Source organism: Paraburkholderia sp. BL21I4N1 (assembly GCF_002973525.1).
Taxonomy (GTDB): Bacteria; Pseudomonadota; Gammaproteobacteria; order Burkholderiales; family Burkholderiaceae; genus Paraburkholderia.
The window spans coordinates 241526-255635 of sequence record NZ_PVEN01000012.1 but is presented as its reverse complement, the minus strand read 5'-3'; the positions used below and the strand labels follow the sequence as shown (position 1 = coordinate 255635).

The window sequence follows — 14110 nt, the reverse complement described above, 5'->3', positions numbered from 1 at the left end:
GGCGCATTCGAAGCACACGGTTTCGCGACCGTGGACCTGACCTTCGATGAACTCTCGAAGCAGCACATCCGCTACATGGTCGGCGGCCGCTCGCCGCTCGCGCATAGCGAACGTCTGTTCCGTTTCGAGTTTCCCGAACGGCCGGGCGCGCTGATGAAGTTTTTGTCGTCGATGGCGCCGAACTGGAATATCAGCCTGTTCCATTACCGCAACCAGGGCGCGGACTACAGTTCGATCCTGGTCGGCATTCAGGTGCCCGAAAGCGAGAACGCGGCGTTCGACCAGTTTCTCGCCACGCTCGGTTATCCGAACTGGGAAGAGACGCGGAATCCCGTCTATCGACTGTTTCTCGCGTAGTCGAACGCGTCGGGGTTTACCTTAGTCCCACGCATCGCGGCAAACCCACCACGGTGATCCGGCGAATGAGCCACAAGCTCCGTCTGGACAGCGTTAGCGCGCTTTTCGATCCACTAGCGCCACGAGCTGACGCCTCACCGTTATCTCAAAACTAGATATCGCCTATCCGTCATATCGCGTTGCGCGATATAGGCCGTGATCGCCACACTGAGCGCCAGTTAAACAACACGTCATGGCACCGGAGCAGCGTTAACGCGCTCACTTCGGCCGACAGGAGACAACTCATGCGCACTCAAGTTGGCATCATCGGCGCCGGGCCCGCGGGCCTGCTGCTTTCCCATCTGCTTCATTTGCGCGGCATCGACTCCGTCGTGCTCGAATCGCGCTCACGCGAACAGATCGAATCCACCATTCGCGCCGGTGTGCTCGAACAGGGCACCATGGACCTGCTGACCGAGGCCGGCGTCGGCGCGCGCATGCATGCCGAAGGCGCGTTGCATCACGGCTTCGAGCTGGCTTTCGAAGGCAAACGCCGGCGTATCGACCTGACCGGACTCACCGGCCATTCGATCACGGTGTACGCGCAGCACGAAGTCATCAAGGACCTGGTGGCGGCGCGCGTCGCCGCGGACGGCGCGCCGCGCTTCGGCGTATCGAATGTGTCGATTCACGGCATCGAGACCGAGTCGCCCTCGATCCGCTACCACCACGAAGGCGAAACGCACGACCTGCAGTGCGATTTCGTGATCGGTTGCGACGGCTCGCAAGGCGTGTCGCGCGCGGCGATTCCGCAGGCGCTGCGGCAGGACTTCGAGCGCGTTTATCCGTTCGGGTGGTTCGGCATTCTGTGCGAAGGCGTGCCGTCGTCGGAAGAATTGATCTACGCGCGTCACGAGCGGGGTTTCGCGTTGGTTAGCACGCGTTCGCCGAATGTGCAGCGGATGTACTTTCAATGCGATCCGAAGGATTCCGTCGACAACTGGTCCGACGACCGGATCTGGGCCGAGTTGCACGCACGCGTCGATTCGCGCGACGGCCAGCAAATCGTCGACGGCAGGATCTTTCAGAAGAACATTGTCGGCATGCGCAGCTTCGTTTCCACGACGATGCAGCACGGCCGTCTTTTTCTCGCCGGCGACGCGGCGCACATCGTGCCGCCCACCGGCGCGAAGGGGATGAACCTCGCCGTCGCCGACGTGCGTGTCCTGACACGCGCGTTGAACGCGTTCTACGCGGAGAATCGTACGGATCTGCTCGACGCTTACAGCGAAACGGCGCTCAAGCGCATCTGGCGCGCCGAGCATTTCTCGTACTGGATGACGAGCATGATGCATCGCATGGAAGGTGCTTCGCCGTTCGAGCAGCAGTTGCAAGTGGCGGAACTGGAGTATGTGACGACTTCACGCGCGGCGGCGACCGCGATGGCTGAAAATTATGTGGGCGTCGCCGTGGCGTAGAGAGGCGTGGGCAGGGCGTCACGCGGTTTGAAGCGCCGCCATTTTCATTGTCGTGCGCAAAGCAACAGTGTATTCAGGATTAGCGGATTTATCCCCTATCACCGCGCACCTAGACTGTCTATGTGGCTGCAGTAATAGCCAGATTCACGGCGCGTTTAGAAATAAATGCGGAGACAAATTCTGGAGGTGGTTTCATGAAGTCGCTCATTCAAACCGTTGCTTTCGCCGTCGTGCTTGCCGTGCCGGTCGCCTCGTTTGCCGAGTCGTCCATGCAACCGGCGGCGCAAGACGCGCAGTCGGTGCAGGCCGCGCCTGCCGTTCAGCAGAATGCCGCTCAGGCCGCCAATGGCGGCTATGGTTCGGGCAGCCATGGGACGTGGCAAGCCGGCTACGCCAATGACACCACGGTGAGTTCCTATTCGCCGCCGATCCGCAACGCTCGCTAGGCGCAAACGCATCGCATGCGCGCCACGGTGAAGCCTTCGATGAATTCGCCGTAGCGTGCAATGTGCAAGCCGCAATCCGTTCGACTCGGCATCGAGGTCGAGATCACGAGGTTCGCATCAATGTCATCTCGTTGCGCAGTAGCGCGATGAGATCGTCGTCCGTGGGGCGCGTGCCCCAATGCCGTGCGCCTGCCACCGAAGCAATCGCCATCCACGAATGCGGTGGAAACCACTCGCGCAGCAGCGCGCCATCCTGACGCACGCACAATTGCCCGGTCTGTTCGCTGTATTCGGCGCAGACGACCTTGTCGTCGATCCGCGCGGTGACGCGTCGTGGTTCGTTGCGTAACAAAGCGTCGCTCCTTTGATCGGTGTGGCGCGATAAGTTGCGCGGTCCGGCCTCGTCAGCGACGCCGCCAGGTTCATGTCTCAATGGTTGTTGCCGTGCCAGTCGCCGTCGCGGCCATGATCGTAACCATCGTGGCCGTCTTGACCGTGCCAGTCGCCGTGCGGGCCGCGAGCGTCGTGCCATTCGCGTTCGTCGCGATGACGCGCTTCCCATTCGCGACGTTCCCAGTAACGATGCCCGTCGTAATAGCGTTCGCCATACCAGCCCGGCGCTACCACCACGACCGGCGGAGCGGGTGCATAAACCGGCGGCGGAGGCGGCGCGGCATAAACCGGTTGCGGCGCATACACGACGCCCGGAATGCCGATGTTCACGCCCACATCGACGTGCGCGAACGCCACCGGCGACGCGCCGATTCCCAGCCCCGCAACGATCGCCAACGACCACCAGCGGCTTCGTGAATTGCTCATGTTTTTTCTCGGTTTTTACGTTTGAGTGTGAAGGGTCTGTCGCAATCGACGCCTAGTAATGATCGTGATAGTAGTGATCGTGGTAGCCGCCACCAGGCACCACGATGCAACCGCCTAAAGCACTGCCGAGCGTGACGGCGAGAATGACCAGCGCGAGGATTCGTTTCATGGCGTTGCTCCGTTGTTCCGTGTGACCGAACTCTACTGAGCGGCGTCATTACCGATGTGTTCGTGTGTAACAGGACGTGTCGATGCCACCTCGTGCGATGGTGGCGCGGGACGTTTGCGATGACGCTGGTCGAAAGTGACGGGCAAGCGCTGCGTTGCGGCGACGTTGGCAGCCAAGCCATTGAACGCACGATGAAAAAAGCCGCGTCGTCGCGCAACGCGCTGGCCGTCGCGAGCGAAAGGTCGGACGTGTGCCGACGTGTGAATAGCGGCTATCTATACGGCATCGTGTTGCGTTGCGAATTGGCGGAGCGGATACATTCAGTTGCAGACTGAGGACGCCGCGCAACGCCGTCAGCCGGTGCCCGCGAGTTTCACGACCCTCGCACCATGAGCGAGCCACGCACAGGTCAGGCAACATCTGCGTGACATCAGCTTTTCTTAAGCTTTGCGCCGTAGCATGCGCCAGCGCGTGCGCGCCGCATGCCGGGCGTCCACGCGACGCCGCTGCGATTGATCGACAACTCGAACACAACCGACGTAAATCATCATGATCCGATCCGACCCAGCCAGTTCACGCCGCGACCCGGTGGCCTATGACGCCGTGGCGAAGTTTTTTCATTGGCTGGTGGTCGTGCTGATCGTCGCCCAGTTCGCGCTCGGCTGGACCATGCCGGATATACACAAGGGCACGCGGCCGGACGGGCTGATTGCATGGCATCTTGGCGTGGGCGCGACGTTGATCTCGGCCGTGGTGCTGAGAATCGTCTGGCGACTCACCCACAGACCCGCGCCCGCGGCGCTATTGCCGGTTCTCAGCCTCGTTTCGCAGATTACTCACGGGCTGCTCTATGTCGCGCTGGTGGTCGTGCCGTTGCTGGGTTGGGCCAATGCGTCGTCGCGCGGCTGGTCGGTCAGGCTGCTGGGCCTGCTGCCGTATCCGGCCATCGCGCCGGTGGGGTCGCCCACCGCTCACGCAATGGGCGATATTCATGGCGTTCTGGCATGGGTGCTGTTCGCGCTGATCGCGCTGCACGTGGCGGCCGCGCTGTTTCATCGCTTCGTGCTGAGGGATCGGATTTTGCAGCGCATGCTGCCGTGAGCCGCCGACTCATGGGCTCATGCGTTGCGTTGAAGCGCCGCCCGGACCGGCGCCAGGGGTCGCGCGTTGCTCGCTTATCCCTGCTCGGCGGCGAGACGTTCGGCCGCGGCTGCTTCGCGATAGCCGAGCCGCGCCGAAATCGCCTGACCCGACTCCTTCAACAGCGCGACATAGTGCGACTTCGTATCGGCGCCGCAGCGCATGGTCGGAAACGAAACCGACAGTCCGGCGATCACGCGCCCGAAACGATCGAACACCGGCACGGCGAGACAGCGCAAACCTTCTTCCTGTTCCTCGTTGTCTTCGCCGTAACCCTGTTCACGCACACGCGGCAAAATGCTCAACACAGCGTCGGCGGAGGCGAGCGTTTTTTGCGTCGACTTGCGAAACTCCACGTGCGAGAGCACCTCGCGCGCGTCGGCCGGCTCCATCCACGCCAGTAGCACTTTGCCGATCGCCGTGCTGTGCAGCGGATTGCGCCGGCCGATCCGCGACTGCATGCGCAGGCCGTAGTCCGCGTCGATCTTGTGGATGTAGATGATGGCGTCTTCGTCGAATGCGCCGAGGTGGACCGCTTCGCGCGTCACCGCGCCGATGCGGCGCATTTCGATGTCGGCCTCGCGCACCAGATCGACACTTTCCAATGCTTTCGCGCCGAGTTCGAACAGACGGATGGTCAGCCGGTAGCGCTCGGTTTCGACTTCTTGCGTCACGTAGCCGAGCGCCTTCAGCGTCTGGATCACACGATGCACGGTGGTCTTCGACATGCCGAGCCGTTGCGACAGTTCGCTGATGCCGATCTGTCCGCGCTCGCCGATCGCGCCGAGAATCGCGAACACGCGGCCCACCGACGAAGCCGATTCGCCGCGCTCGCCGCCGGCGCCGCAGTCGGCGTTGTCCGCGTCCTGCATTGGCGTGACGTCGTCGTCTTTGCGCTGTTTGCTCATTGCTGCCATTTCCGTGTTTCCTCGCTATACCGTGCTGCCGGGCTCGATGCTCTTCATCCGCGCCGTGGGGTGGCGTTCACTACTTACGCGTGGCCATTTTCGCCGGCGCCGAGAGCATACCGCGTCTGGCGCGATAAGCCGATGTAACCCGCGGGCCGACGCGTAACCCGACGCACAACCTAACGCGCGAGCCACCCGCCATCCACCGCCAGTGTATGCCCGTGCACATAGTCGGAAGCGGACGATGCCAGAAACACCACTGGCCCGGCGAGATCTTCCGGCGTGCCCCAGCGGCCTGCCGGAATGCGCCCGAGAATTTCGTCGTTGCGCTGCGCGTCGTCACGCAGCGCCGCCGTGTTGGCGGTCGCCATGTAGCCGGGCGCGATCGCGTTCACGTTGATGCCTTGCGCGGCCCATTCGTTGGCGAGCAAACGCGTGAGACCGAGCACGCCGCTTTTCGACGCGGTGTACGAAGCGACCCGTATGCCGCCCTGAAACGACAGCATCGAGGCCACGTTGATGATCTTGCCGCCGCCGCGCTGCTTGACGAACTGGCGTGCCGCCGCCTGCGACAGAAAGAACAGGCTTTTCAGGTTGACGTCCATCACCGCGTCCCAATCGTCGACGCTGAATTCGAGCGCGTCGTCGCGGCGGATGATGCCCGCGTTGTTCACCAGCACGTCGATCCGGCCGAACGCCTCGACCGCGGCGCGCACGATGTCCTCGACCGGCGCGATCGACGCCAGATCGGCGCGCACGTCGGCAAAACGCCGGCCGCATGCTTCGACGCGCGCGGCCGTGTCGCCGGGTTCGGCGCGGCTCACGCCGACGATGTCGCAACCCGCGGCGGCGAGCGCGACCGCCATGCCGGCGCCGAGCCCCGTATTGCTGCCGGTGACAATGGCGACGCGGCCGCTGAGATCGAAAGTGTTCACGGTGTTCAAACCTATGTGGTGTGCAAGGAAGGTGCGCGGTCCGCCGCGCGATTCCGATGCCGTTCCATCAGCGCAGCTCGCGGACCGCGAGATGATCCATGTCGCCGAATACCTGGTTTTCGCCGACCATGCCCCAGATGAACGTGTAGGCGCGCGTGCCGACGCCCGAATGAATCGACCAGCTCGGCGAGATCACCGCCTGTTCGTTGTGCACGAGAAGGTGCCGGGTTTCGTGCGGCTCGCCCATCATGTGGAAGACGGCGGCGTCGTCCGCGACGTTGAAATAGAAATACACCTCCATGCGGCGCTCGTGCGTGTGGCACGGCATCGTGTTCCACAGATTGCCCGGTTCGAGTTTGGTCATGCCCATCGACAACTGGCAGGTGGGCAGCACCTCGGGCACGATGAACTTGTAAATGGTGCGACGGTTGCTCGTGGCGGGGTCGCCGAGCGTTTGCGGCGACGCCTGCCCGAGCGTGATCGTGCGGGTCGGATACGACGTGTGCGCGGGCGCGCAATTCACGTAGAACTTCGCCGGGTGCGCGACGTCGTCGCTGCCGAACGCCACCGCTTGCGCGCCCTTGCCGATATAGATCGCCTCTTCGTTGCGCACGGGGTAGCGCTGACCGTCCACATCGACCCAGCCGTCGCCGCCGATATTGATCGCGCCCAGTTCGCGCCGTTCGAGCAGATAGTTGACGCCGATTGCCTTGCCCAGCGAGCCTGGTACCTCGACCGCGCGCGTGACCGGCCACACCCCGCCGACGATGATCCGGTCGATGTGGCTATACGTGAGTTTCAGCGCATCGCACTCGAACACCTGGTCGACGAGGAACTGTTTGCGCAGCCCTTCGGTGTCCAGCGTTTTCGCGTACTCGCTGTTGATGGCCTGTCTCACTTCCATGGTTTCGCTTTCTCCAGTCGGTTGAGGCGCCTGACCTCCATGGATCCGGGACGCCGTTCTGGCCATGACTGTAGCGCAAAAATCATATTTCGGAACATCGGTCCGAAAATATTGCGACGCGACACGAATAGCGACAAGCCTTTCGGAGCAGCCTCGGGTAAACGATAAACAAATATTCAAACAGAATCGGAACGTCGTTCCTATCTCGGTGATATATTGCGCCGAAAGGGAGAACCCGGCGTGAGAACGGGACCTTACCCGGGTGATTCACCCGACAACGGGACGCGAAGTCCATGGAGGAGGCATGAAGCTCAAGAAGGCGATCGACCGTGTGCCAGGCGGCCTGATGCTGGTGCCGTTGTTGCTCGGCGCCTGTGTCCACACCTTTGCGCCGGGCGCGGGGAAATATTTCGGGTCGTTTACCAACGGCCTGATCAGCGGCACCGTGCCGATTCTGGCGGTCTGGTTCTTCTGCATGGGCGCGACGATCGACCTGCGGGCGACCGGCGTGGTGCTGCGCAAGTCGGGCACGCTGCTTGTCACCAAGATGCTGGTTGCGTGGATCGCGACGTTGATCGCCGCGCGCTTCATTCCGATCGACGGCGTCAAGGCGGGGCTGTTCGCGGGCCTCTCGGTGCTGGCGATCACCACGTCGATGGACATGACCAACGGCGGCCTCTATGCGGCGGTGATGCAGCAATACGGCACCAAGGAGGAGGCCGGCGCGTTCGTGCTGATGTCGGTCGAATCGGGGCCGCTCGTCAGCATGATCATTCTGGGCGCGACCGGGGTGGCGTTCTTCGAGCCGCGGCTGTTCGTCGGTGCGGTGCTGCCGTTTCTGATCGGCTTCGTATTGGGCAATCTGGATAGCGAGTTGCGCGAGTTCTTCGGGCGCTGCGTGCATCCGCTGATTCCGTTCTTCGGTTTCGCGCTCGGCAACGGCATCGATCTGAACGTGATTGTGACGAGCGGTCTGCCGGGCGTCGTGCTCGGACTCGGGGTGATCGTCGTGACGGGCATTCCGCTGATTCTCGCGGATCGCTGGATCGCGGGCGGCAATGGCGCGGCGGGGCTGGCGGCGTCGTCGACGGCGGGCGCCGCGGTGGCGAATCCGGCGATTATCGGCGAGATGATTCCGCGCTTTAAACCACTGGTGCCGGCGGCCACGGCGATGGTCGCAACCGCATGTCTGGTGACGGCGATTCTGGTGCCGATCCTGACGGCGCTTTGGGTGCATCGGCAGCAGGCGCGCAATGCGCCGTCAGGCGAGGGGCTGGAGGCGGGGAAGGTGCCGCCGGCGCCGTTGAATGAGCAGCGCGACGTGCATGTTTGAGGGTGGGGCGGGCGGTTGCCCGCTCACCGCGCCATCTTCCGCTCCAGCATCGCCTTCACCTCGATCCACTCATCGTCGATGATGCTGAAGCGCGCCGAATTGCGTTTGCGTCCATCCGGCATGATGCGCTCGTGACGCACGATCCCTTCCAGTTTCGCGCCGATGCCCAGAATCGCCGCGCGCGATTTCTCATTCGATTCATCAGTAGTGAGTTGCACGCGCACGCACTGCATCGTTTCGAATGCATGGCTCAGCAGCAGATACTTCGCCTCGGTGTTCACGCCCGAACGCTGTATCGACTGACTCAACCACGTGTGACCGATTTCGAGCTTGCGGTTGACCCGGTCGATTTTCCAGAATCGCGTGCTGCCTACAACTTTGCCCGTGTCGCGTTTGACGATCACGAACGGCATGACCGTGCCGCCCGCCCGGCTTTCGAGCGCGGCGGCGATAAACGCGCCCATGGTCTGCGGACCCGGCACCACGGTGACGGTCATGTTCCACAATTGGCCATCCGCGGCGGCGTCGAGCAGGCCTTGCTCGTGTTCCGGCTGAAGCGGCTGAAGTTCGAGGGTCTTGCCAGTCAGCGTGGGTTGCATGAGTCGGGAAAGGTTGGCGTTATTCACGTTCGTCACAATAAAAAAGTCCGCGAACAACACGTCGCGGACCCGGCACACTAAAGACAGGCAGCGGGAGCACACGCTCCCGAACCGCCTTAAGGCTACAGCGGGCGCTTAAGCCGCCGTCACCGAGACCGACTTGGTGACCAGATAGGCTTCCATCGCTTCCGGACCGCCTTCCGAGCCATAGCCGGAATCCTTCACGCCGCCGAACGGCATTTCCGGCCAGGGCGTAGCCGGCTGGTTGATCCACAGCATGCCGACTTCCATCTGCTGCGACAGCAGGTGCACGTTGCTGAACGATTTCGTGTACGCATAACCCGCGAGGCCGAACGGCAGACGGTTGGCTTCGGCAATCGCTTCCTCGAGCTTGTCGAAACCGCGAATCGCCGCGATCGGGCCGAACGGCTCGTTGTTGAACACGTCCGCTTCGAGCGACACGTTGGTCAGCACGGTCGGCGCGAAGAAGTTGCCTTCCGAGCCGATCCGTTCGCCGCCCGTTGCCACCGTCGCGCCGGTCTTGCGCGCGTCGTCGAGCACCTTGCTCATGGCCGTGAGGCGGCGCGCGTTGGCGAGCGGCCCGATCGAGGTGCCTTCCGTCAGGCCGTCGCCGAGCTTGAGGCTTTCAGCATGCTTGACCAGCGCCGCGGCGAATTCCTCGCGAATGCTGTTGTGCACCAGGAAGCGCGTCGGCGAGATGCACACCTGGCCCGCGTTGCGGAATTTCGCGCCACCGGCGGCCTTGACCGCCAGCGCCACGTCCGCGTCTTCGGCCACGATCACCGGCGCGTGACCACCCAGTTCCATGGTCGCGCGTTTCATGTGCGCGCCGGCCAGCGCGGCCAGTTGCTTGCCGACCGGCGTCGAGCCGGTGAAGGTGACCTTGCGGATCACCGGATGCGGGATCAGGTAGCTCGAAATCTCGGCCGGATCGCCGAACACGAGGCCGACCACACCGGCCGGCACGCCGGCTTCGACGAATGCCTGCAGCAGCGCGGCGGGCGATGCCGGGGTTTCCTCCGGTGCCTTGACGAGGAACGAGCAACCGCAGGCCAGCGCCGCGCTCAGCTTGCGCACGACCTGATTGACCGGGAAATTCCATGGCGTGAAGGCCGCGACCGGGCCGATCGGCTCCTTCAGCACCAGTTGTTGCACCGACAGGTTGCGCGGCGGCACGACCCGGCCGTAGACACGGCGGCCTTCGTCCGCGAACCACTCGATGATGTCCGCCGCGGACAGCACCTCGACGCGCGCCTCACCCAGCGGCTTGCCTTGTTCCAGGGTCATCAGACGGGCGATGTCGGCGGCGCGCGTGCGCACCAGCCCGGCGGCCTTGCGCATGATCGCGGCGCGTTCGTTGGCCGGCACCTTGCGCCAGGTTTCGAAGCCGCGTTGCGCGGCGGCCAGCGCCCGGTCGAGATCGGCGATGCCGGCATGGGCCACCTTGCCGATCGGCTGGCCGGTCGCGGGATTGATGACGTCGAGGGTCTTGCCGCTCGCGGCGTCGCACCACTCGCCGTTGATCAGGAGTTGGGTGTCGGTATAGCTCGGGATGGCCATGCTGGGGGTTCCTGTAGGTGGGAAAACGACAGGCCGCGCGATCGTGAAACATTGGGCTGAAGCAGCGCGGCCAAGGATGGACTGCCGAGACAAACATCTTATCTGATTGCAGGCAATCGCATCGACCCCACGCCCAGCCGCGACGCCCGGCACGCGGCTTGCGGCACGGCTGCCGCGACGGCGGCAACGCAGTCGAAGCGGCGTCGCGCAAAGAGGCGTAAAGTCAAACGGCAGTGGCACGAACCGGCGCGAGCCCGCGGCGGCAAATGCAGCCCAAATCAACCCAGATGCACAAGGAATCGACATGCCAACCGGTACAGTGAAATGGTTTAACGACGCGAAAGGCTTCGGCTTCATCACCCCCGACGACGGCGGCGAAGACCTGTTCGCGCATTTCTCGGAAATTCGTTCCGAGGGCTTCAAGTCGCTGCAGGAAAACCAGAAGGTCAGCTTTGAAATCAAGCAGGGGCCGAAGGGTAAGCAGGCGGCGGATATCAAGCCGGTGTGAAGGCGCGGGCAGCCGGTCCGGGCACGGGAGTGCGCGGCCGGTCATGCATTGCGGGTCGCGTCCGCATAGGTATCAAACCGTCCGCGAAATCGCCTTCCGGTTGTAATAAATTTTGCCTGGAAGCGATGGTACAAACTCGTCGGAGCCAGGCCGACGAGCGGACCTCCACTTCAGCGCCGCGCGCGCTGCGGCGGAATTTTTTTCTTCAGGTTTCCTTCAGCTTCGCTCCTTAGTATTAGCGCGATTCGCCCGTTTCCCCCCGGGTCAGTGTGCCGATGGTTTTCCGACAGAAAACTGAAAGCACCCATCAAGGCTTGCCGGAGCGTCAATGAAAACCCTGTTTTTGCAGGCGCCGTCGTATGACGGTTTCGACGGTGGCGCGGGTTCGCGCTATCAGGCCAAGCGTGAAGTCCGCTCGTTCTGGTATCCGACGTGGCTCGCCCAGCCCGCCGCGCTGGTGCCCGACAGCCGCGTGCTCGACGCGCCCGCCGACGGCCTGTCCGTCGACGCCACGCTCGACATCGCCCAGCAATACGATCTGGTGGTGATCCATACCAGCACACCGTCTTTCCCCACCGACGCGTTATTCGCCGAAGACCTGAAAAAGCGCAAACCCACGCTGCTGGTCGGCATGGTCGGCGCGAAGGTCGCGGTCGATCCGCATAATTCGCTGACCGCCAGCGAGGCGATCGATTTCGTCTGCCGCGAGGAATTCGATTTCACCTGCCAGGAAGTCGCCGAAGGCAAACCGTTCGCCCGGATCCTGGGTCTGAGCTACCGCGCGCCCGACGGCTCGATCGAACACAACGAAGCCCGCCCGATCCTCGAGAACATGGACGAGCTGCCGTTCGTCGCGCCGATCTACCAGCGCGACCTGAAGATCGACAACTACTTTATCGGCTATCTGAAGCACCCGTACGTGTCGATCTATACGGGCCGCGGCTGCCGCTCGAAATGCACGTTCTGCCTGTGGCCGCAAACGGTGGGCGGGCACCGCTACCGCACGCGTTCCACGGAGAACGTGCTGGAGGAAGTGAAGTGGATTCGCGACAACATGCCTGAAGTCAAAGAGATCATGTTCGACGACGACACCTTCACCGACTTCAAGCCGCGCGTCGAGGAAATCGCGCGCGGTCTCGGCAAACTGGGCGTGACATGGTCCTGCAACGCGAAGGCGAACGTGCCCTACGCGACGCTGAAGATCATGAAGGAAAACGGGCTGCGCCTGCTGCTGGTGGGCTACGAATCGGGCGACGACCAGATCCTGCTGAACATCAAGAAGGGCTTGCGCACCGACATTGCGCGCCGCTTCAGCGACGATTGCCGCAAGCTCGGCATCAAGATTCACGGCACCTTCATTCTCGGTCTGCCCGGCGAGACGCAGGACACGATCCAGAAGACGATCGAGTACGCCAAGGAGATCAATCCGCATACCATCCAGGTATCGCTCGCCGCCCCCTATCCGGGCACGACGCTGTATAACCAGGCGGTCGACAACGGTTGGCTCGAAGAAAACAAGGTGATCAACCTCGTCAGCAAATCGGGCGTGCAGCTGGCGGCGATCGGCTATCCGCATCTGTCGCGCGACGAGATCTATCATCAGCTGGAAAACTTCTACAAGCGCTTCTATTTCCGGCCGTCGAAGATCTGGGAAATCCTGCGCGAGATGCTGACCAGTTGGGACATGATGAAACGTCGCCTGCGTGAAGGCGTCGAATTTTTCCGCTTCCTGCGCGCTCACGAGGCGTGAGCGCCTTGCATCTGCTGGCCGCCACGCTGGCCTGTGCGTGCGCGGCGGGGGCGGCTTTCGGCGTCGCTTATACGGTGCTGGCCGGCGCGCTGATCGGGCGCTTCTTCGCGCGAGCGGTGTCCGCGCCGAGCAGCTTTCCGCCGGTGACGATCGTCAAGCCGCTGCACGGCAACGAATGGGCATTGCTCGCCAATCTGTCGAGCTTCTGCCAGCAGGACTATCCGGGTCCGGTGCAATTCCTGTTCGGCGTGCACGATAGCGCCGACCCGGCGTTGCAAACCGTCGACGACCTGCGGCGCCTGCATCCCGGCGCGGATATTACCGTGGTGGCCGACGCGCGCCTCTACGGCCCGAACCGCAAGATCAGCAACATCCTCAATATGCTGCCGCAGGCGCGCCACGACGTGCTGGTGTTCGCCGATAGCGACGTCAGCGTCGGCCCGGATTATCTGCGCAACGTGATCGGCGAATTGCAGAAGCCGGGCGTCGGACTCGTCACCTGCGTGTATCGCGGCGCGCCCGATCCAGGCTTCTGGCCGAGGCTGTCGGCGAAGGCGACCAACTATCAGTTCCTGCCCGGTGTCGTGACCGGTCTCGCGCTCGGCCTTGCCCGCCCATGCTTTGGTCAGACGATCGCGATGCGGCGCGACACACTCGAAAAAATCGGCGGCTTCACGCCGTTCGTGCGGCATCTCGCGGAAGATCACGCGATCGGCGAGGCGGTGCGCATGATCGGCGAGAAGGTGGTGATTCCACCGTTCACGATTTCGCACGCGTGCGTCGAAACGAGCGCGATGCAACTGATCGCGCACGAACTGCGCTGGAGCCGCACGATTCGCAGCGTCGATCCGCTCGGTCATCTCGGCTCCGCGCTGATTCATCCGCTCGCGTTCGCGTTGCTGACCGTGGTGTTTTCAGGCGCTGCGCCATGGGCGTGGGCACTCGCTTTGCTGGCGATGAGCGCAAGGCTCGCGCTGAAGCTGCTGTCCGATCGGGCGTTGCGTCAGGCGCGCCGCGATCTGTGGTTGTTGCCGTTATGGGATATCGTGTCATTTGCGATTTTCGTCGCGAGTTTCTGGTCGTCGCGCGTGATCTGGCGCGGCTTCAGTTTCAAGGTGGACGGCGACGGCCTGTTGTCGGCGCAGCCCGACGAATGACGAACGAATAATTCACGAATGACGGATCCACGGCAGTCCGGAGCGGC

Annotated in this window: 15 protein-coding genes and 1 pseudogene; 9 read left to right on the top strand and 7 right to left on the bottom strand. The window is 63.1% G+C overall.

Features of this window, described 5'->3' with window-relative positions:
• From B0G83_RS26930 to B0G83_RS26920, 3 genes and pseudogenes are all read left to right on the top strand, one after another.
• Positions 1 to 357 (top strand): annotated as a pseudogene (locus B0G83_RS26930) (hypothetical protein); the annotation flags it as partial.
• A gap of 284 nt (positions 358 to 641) precedes the next feature.
• Complete coding sequence (locus B0G83_RS26925) at positions 642 to 1814, top strand: 4-hydroxybenzoate 3-monooxygenase (protein WP_105510415.1); 1173 nt, start codon at positions 642 to 644, stop codon at positions 1812 to 1814.
• Positions 1815 to 2008: 194 nt separating this feature from the next.
• A complete protein-coding gene (locus B0G83_RS26920; RefSeq protein WP_105510414.1) occupies positions 2009 to 2260 on the top strand; it encodes a hypothetical protein in 252 nt (83 codons plus the stop codon).
• 103 nt (positions 2261 to 2363) lie between these two features.
• On the opposite strand, the gene B0G83_RS26915 is transcribed toward B0G83_RS26920, so the two are convergent.
• Both B0G83_RS26915 and B0G83_RS26910 read right to left on the bottom strand, forming a co-directional pair.
• Positions 2364 to 2612, bottom strand: a complete 249-nt coding sequence (locus B0G83_RS26915) for a hypothetical protein (protein WP_105510413.1) — start codon at positions 2610 to 2612, stop codon at positions 2364 to 2366.
• A gap of 77 nt (positions 2613 to 2689) precedes the next feature.
• Entirely contained in the window at positions 2690 to 3079 is a 390-nt protein-coding gene (locus tag B0G83_RS26910; protein ID WP_105510412.1) for a hypothetical protein, read from the bottom strand.
• A gap of 288 nt (positions 3080 to 3367) precedes the next feature.
• Between B0G83_RS26910 and B0G83_RS26905 the strand changes: the two genes are divergently transcribed.
• Together B0G83_RS26905 and B0G83_RS26900 are read left to right on the top strand one after the other, a co-directional pair.
• The gene (locus B0G83_RS26905; RefSeq protein ID WP_105510411.1) at positions 3368 to 3583 is read left to right on the top strand and encodes a hypothetical protein; all 216 of its coding nucleotides are present in this window, start codon (positions 3368 to 3370) and stop codon (positions 3581 to 3583) included.
• 214 nt (positions 3584 to 3797) lie between these two features.
• A complete protein-coding gene (locus B0G83_RS26900) occupies positions 3798 to 4349 on the top strand; it encodes a cytochrome b (RefSeq protein WP_105510410.1) in 552 nt (183 codons plus the stop codon).
• Positions 4350 to 4423: 74 nt separating this feature from the next.
• On the opposite strand, the gene kdgR is transcribed toward B0G83_RS26900, so the two are convergent.
• The 3 genes from kdgR to kduI form a co-directional block, all read right to left on the bottom strand.
• Positions 4424 to 5305, bottom strand: a complete 882-nt coding sequence (gene kdgR, locus B0G83_RS26895) for a DNA-binding transcriptional regulator KdgR (protein WP_105510409.1) — start codon at positions 5303 to 5305, stop codon at positions 4424 to 4426.
• 170 nt (positions 5306 to 5475) lie between these two features.
• Positions 5476 to 6231: a 2-dehydro-3-deoxy-D-gluconate 5-dehydrogenase KduD gene (kduD, locus tag B0G83_RS26890; RefSeq protein WP_374954943.1), complete on the bottom strand. Its 756-nt coding sequence runs from the start codon at positions 6229 to 6231 to the stop codon at positions 5476 to 5478.
• Between the two features lie 67 nt (positions 6232 to 6298).
• Positions 6299 to 7135: a 5-dehydro-4-deoxy-D-glucuronate isomerase gene (kduI, locus tag B0G83_RS26885; RefSeq protein WP_105510407.1), complete on the bottom strand. Its 837-nt coding sequence runs from the start codon at positions 7133 to 7135 to the stop codon at positions 6299 to 6301.
• A 304-nt stretch (positions 7136 to 7439) separates the two neighbouring features.
• On the opposite strand from kduI, the gene kdgT reads away from it, so the two are divergent.
• The gene (kdgT, locus tag B0G83_RS26880) at positions 7440 to 8468 is read left to right on the top strand and encodes a 2-keto-3-deoxygluconate transporter (RefSeq protein WP_105510406.1); all 1029 of its coding nucleotides are present in this window, start codon (positions 7440 to 7442) and stop codon (positions 8466 to 8468) included.
• A gap of 23 nt (positions 8469 to 8491) precedes the next feature.
• On the opposite strand, the gene B0G83_RS26875 is transcribed toward kdgT, so the two are convergent.
• Both B0G83_RS26875 and B0G83_RS26870 read right to left on the bottom strand, forming a co-directional pair.
• Positions 8492 to 9067 carry a GNAT family N-acetyltransferase gene (locus B0G83_RS26875; protein ID WP_105510448.1) on the bottom strand — a complete coding sequence of 192 codons (576 nt, stop codon included), beginning with the start codon at positions 9065 to 9067 and terminating at the stop codon, positions 8492 to 8494.
• Between the two features lie 135 nt (positions 9068 to 9202).
• Positions 9203 to 10648, bottom strand: a complete 1446-nt coding sequence (locus tag B0G83_RS26870) for an NAD-dependent succinate-semialdehyde dehydrogenase (RefSeq protein ID WP_105510405.1) — start codon at positions 10646 to 10648, stop codon at positions 9203 to 9205.
• Between the two features lie 304 nt (positions 10649 to 10952).
• On the opposite strand from B0G83_RS26870, the gene B0G83_RS26865 reads away from it, so the two are divergent.
• The 3 genes from B0G83_RS26865 to hpnI all read left to right on the top strand — a co-directional run bounded on the left by B0G83_RS26865 (position 10953) and on the right by hpnI (position 14063).
• Positions 10953 to 11156, top strand: coding sequence for a cold-shock protein (locus B0G83_RS26865; RefSeq protein ID WP_007181784.1), 204 nt, complete (start codon positions 10953 to 10955; stop codon positions 11154 to 11156).
• A gap of 328 nt (positions 11157 to 11484) precedes the next feature.
• Positions 11485 to 12906, top strand: a complete 1422-nt coding sequence (hpnJ, locus tag B0G83_RS26860) for a hopanoid biosynthesis associated radical SAM protein HpnJ (RefSeq protein WP_105510404.1) — start codon at positions 11485 to 11487, stop codon at positions 12904 to 12906.
• Entirely contained in the window at positions 12903 to 14063 is a 1161-nt protein-coding gene (gene hpnI, locus B0G83_RS26855) for a bacteriohopanetetrol glucosamine biosynthesis glycosyltransferase HpnI (protein ID WP_105510403.1), read from the top strand. The genes hpnJ and hpnI overlap by 4 nt, the downstream gene beginning before the upstream one ends.
• Positions 14064 to 14110: the final 47 nt, after the last annotated feature.

Coding starts and splice junctions, on each gene's coding strand:
- B0G83_RS26905 (WP_105510411.1), top strand. CDS start 3,368: ATGACGCTGGTCGAAAGTGACGGGCAAGCGCTGCGTTGCGGCGACGTT.
- hpnJ (WP_105510404.1), top strand. CDS start 11,485: ATGAAAACCCTGTTTTTGCAGGCGCCGTCGTATGACGGTTTCGACGGT.
- B0G83_RS26865 (WP_007181784.1), top strand. CDS start 10,953: ATGCCAACCGGTACAGTGAAATGGTTTAACGACGCGAAAGGCTTCGGC.
- B0G83_RS26925 (WP_105510415.1), top strand. CDS start 642: ATGCGCACTCAAGTTGGCATCATCGGCGCCGGGCCCGCGGGCCTGCTG.
- B0G83_RS26870 (WP_105510405.1), bottom strand. CDS start 10,648: ATGGCCATCCCGAGCTATACCGACACCCAACTCCTGATCAACGGCGAG.
- B0G83_RS26920 (WP_105510414.1), top strand. CDS start 2,009: ATGAAGTCGCTCATTCAAACCGTTGCTTTCGCCGTCGTGCTTGCCGTG.
- kdgR (WP_105510409.1), bottom strand. CDS start 5,305: ATGGCAGCAATGAGCAAACAGCGCAAAGACGACGACGTCACGCCAATG.
- B0G83_RS26875 (WP_105510448.1), bottom strand. CDS start 9,067: ATGCAACCCACGCTGACTGGCAAGACCCTCGAACTTCAGCCGCTTCAG.
- B0G83_RS26910 (WP_105510412.1), bottom strand. CDS start 3,079: ATGAGCAATTCACGAAGCCGCTGGTGGTCGTTGGCGATCGTTGCGGGG.
- kduI (WP_105510407.1), bottom strand. CDS start 7,135: ATGGAAGTGAGACAGGCCATCAACAGCGAGTACGCGAAAACGCTGGAC.
- B0G83_RS26900 (WP_105510410.1), top strand. CDS start 3,798: ATGATCCGATCCGACCCAGCCAGTTCACGCCGCGACCCGGTGGCCTAT.
- kdgT (WP_105510406.1), top strand. CDS start 7,440: ATGAAGCTCAAGAAGGCGATCGACCGTGTGCCAGGCGGCCTGATGCTG.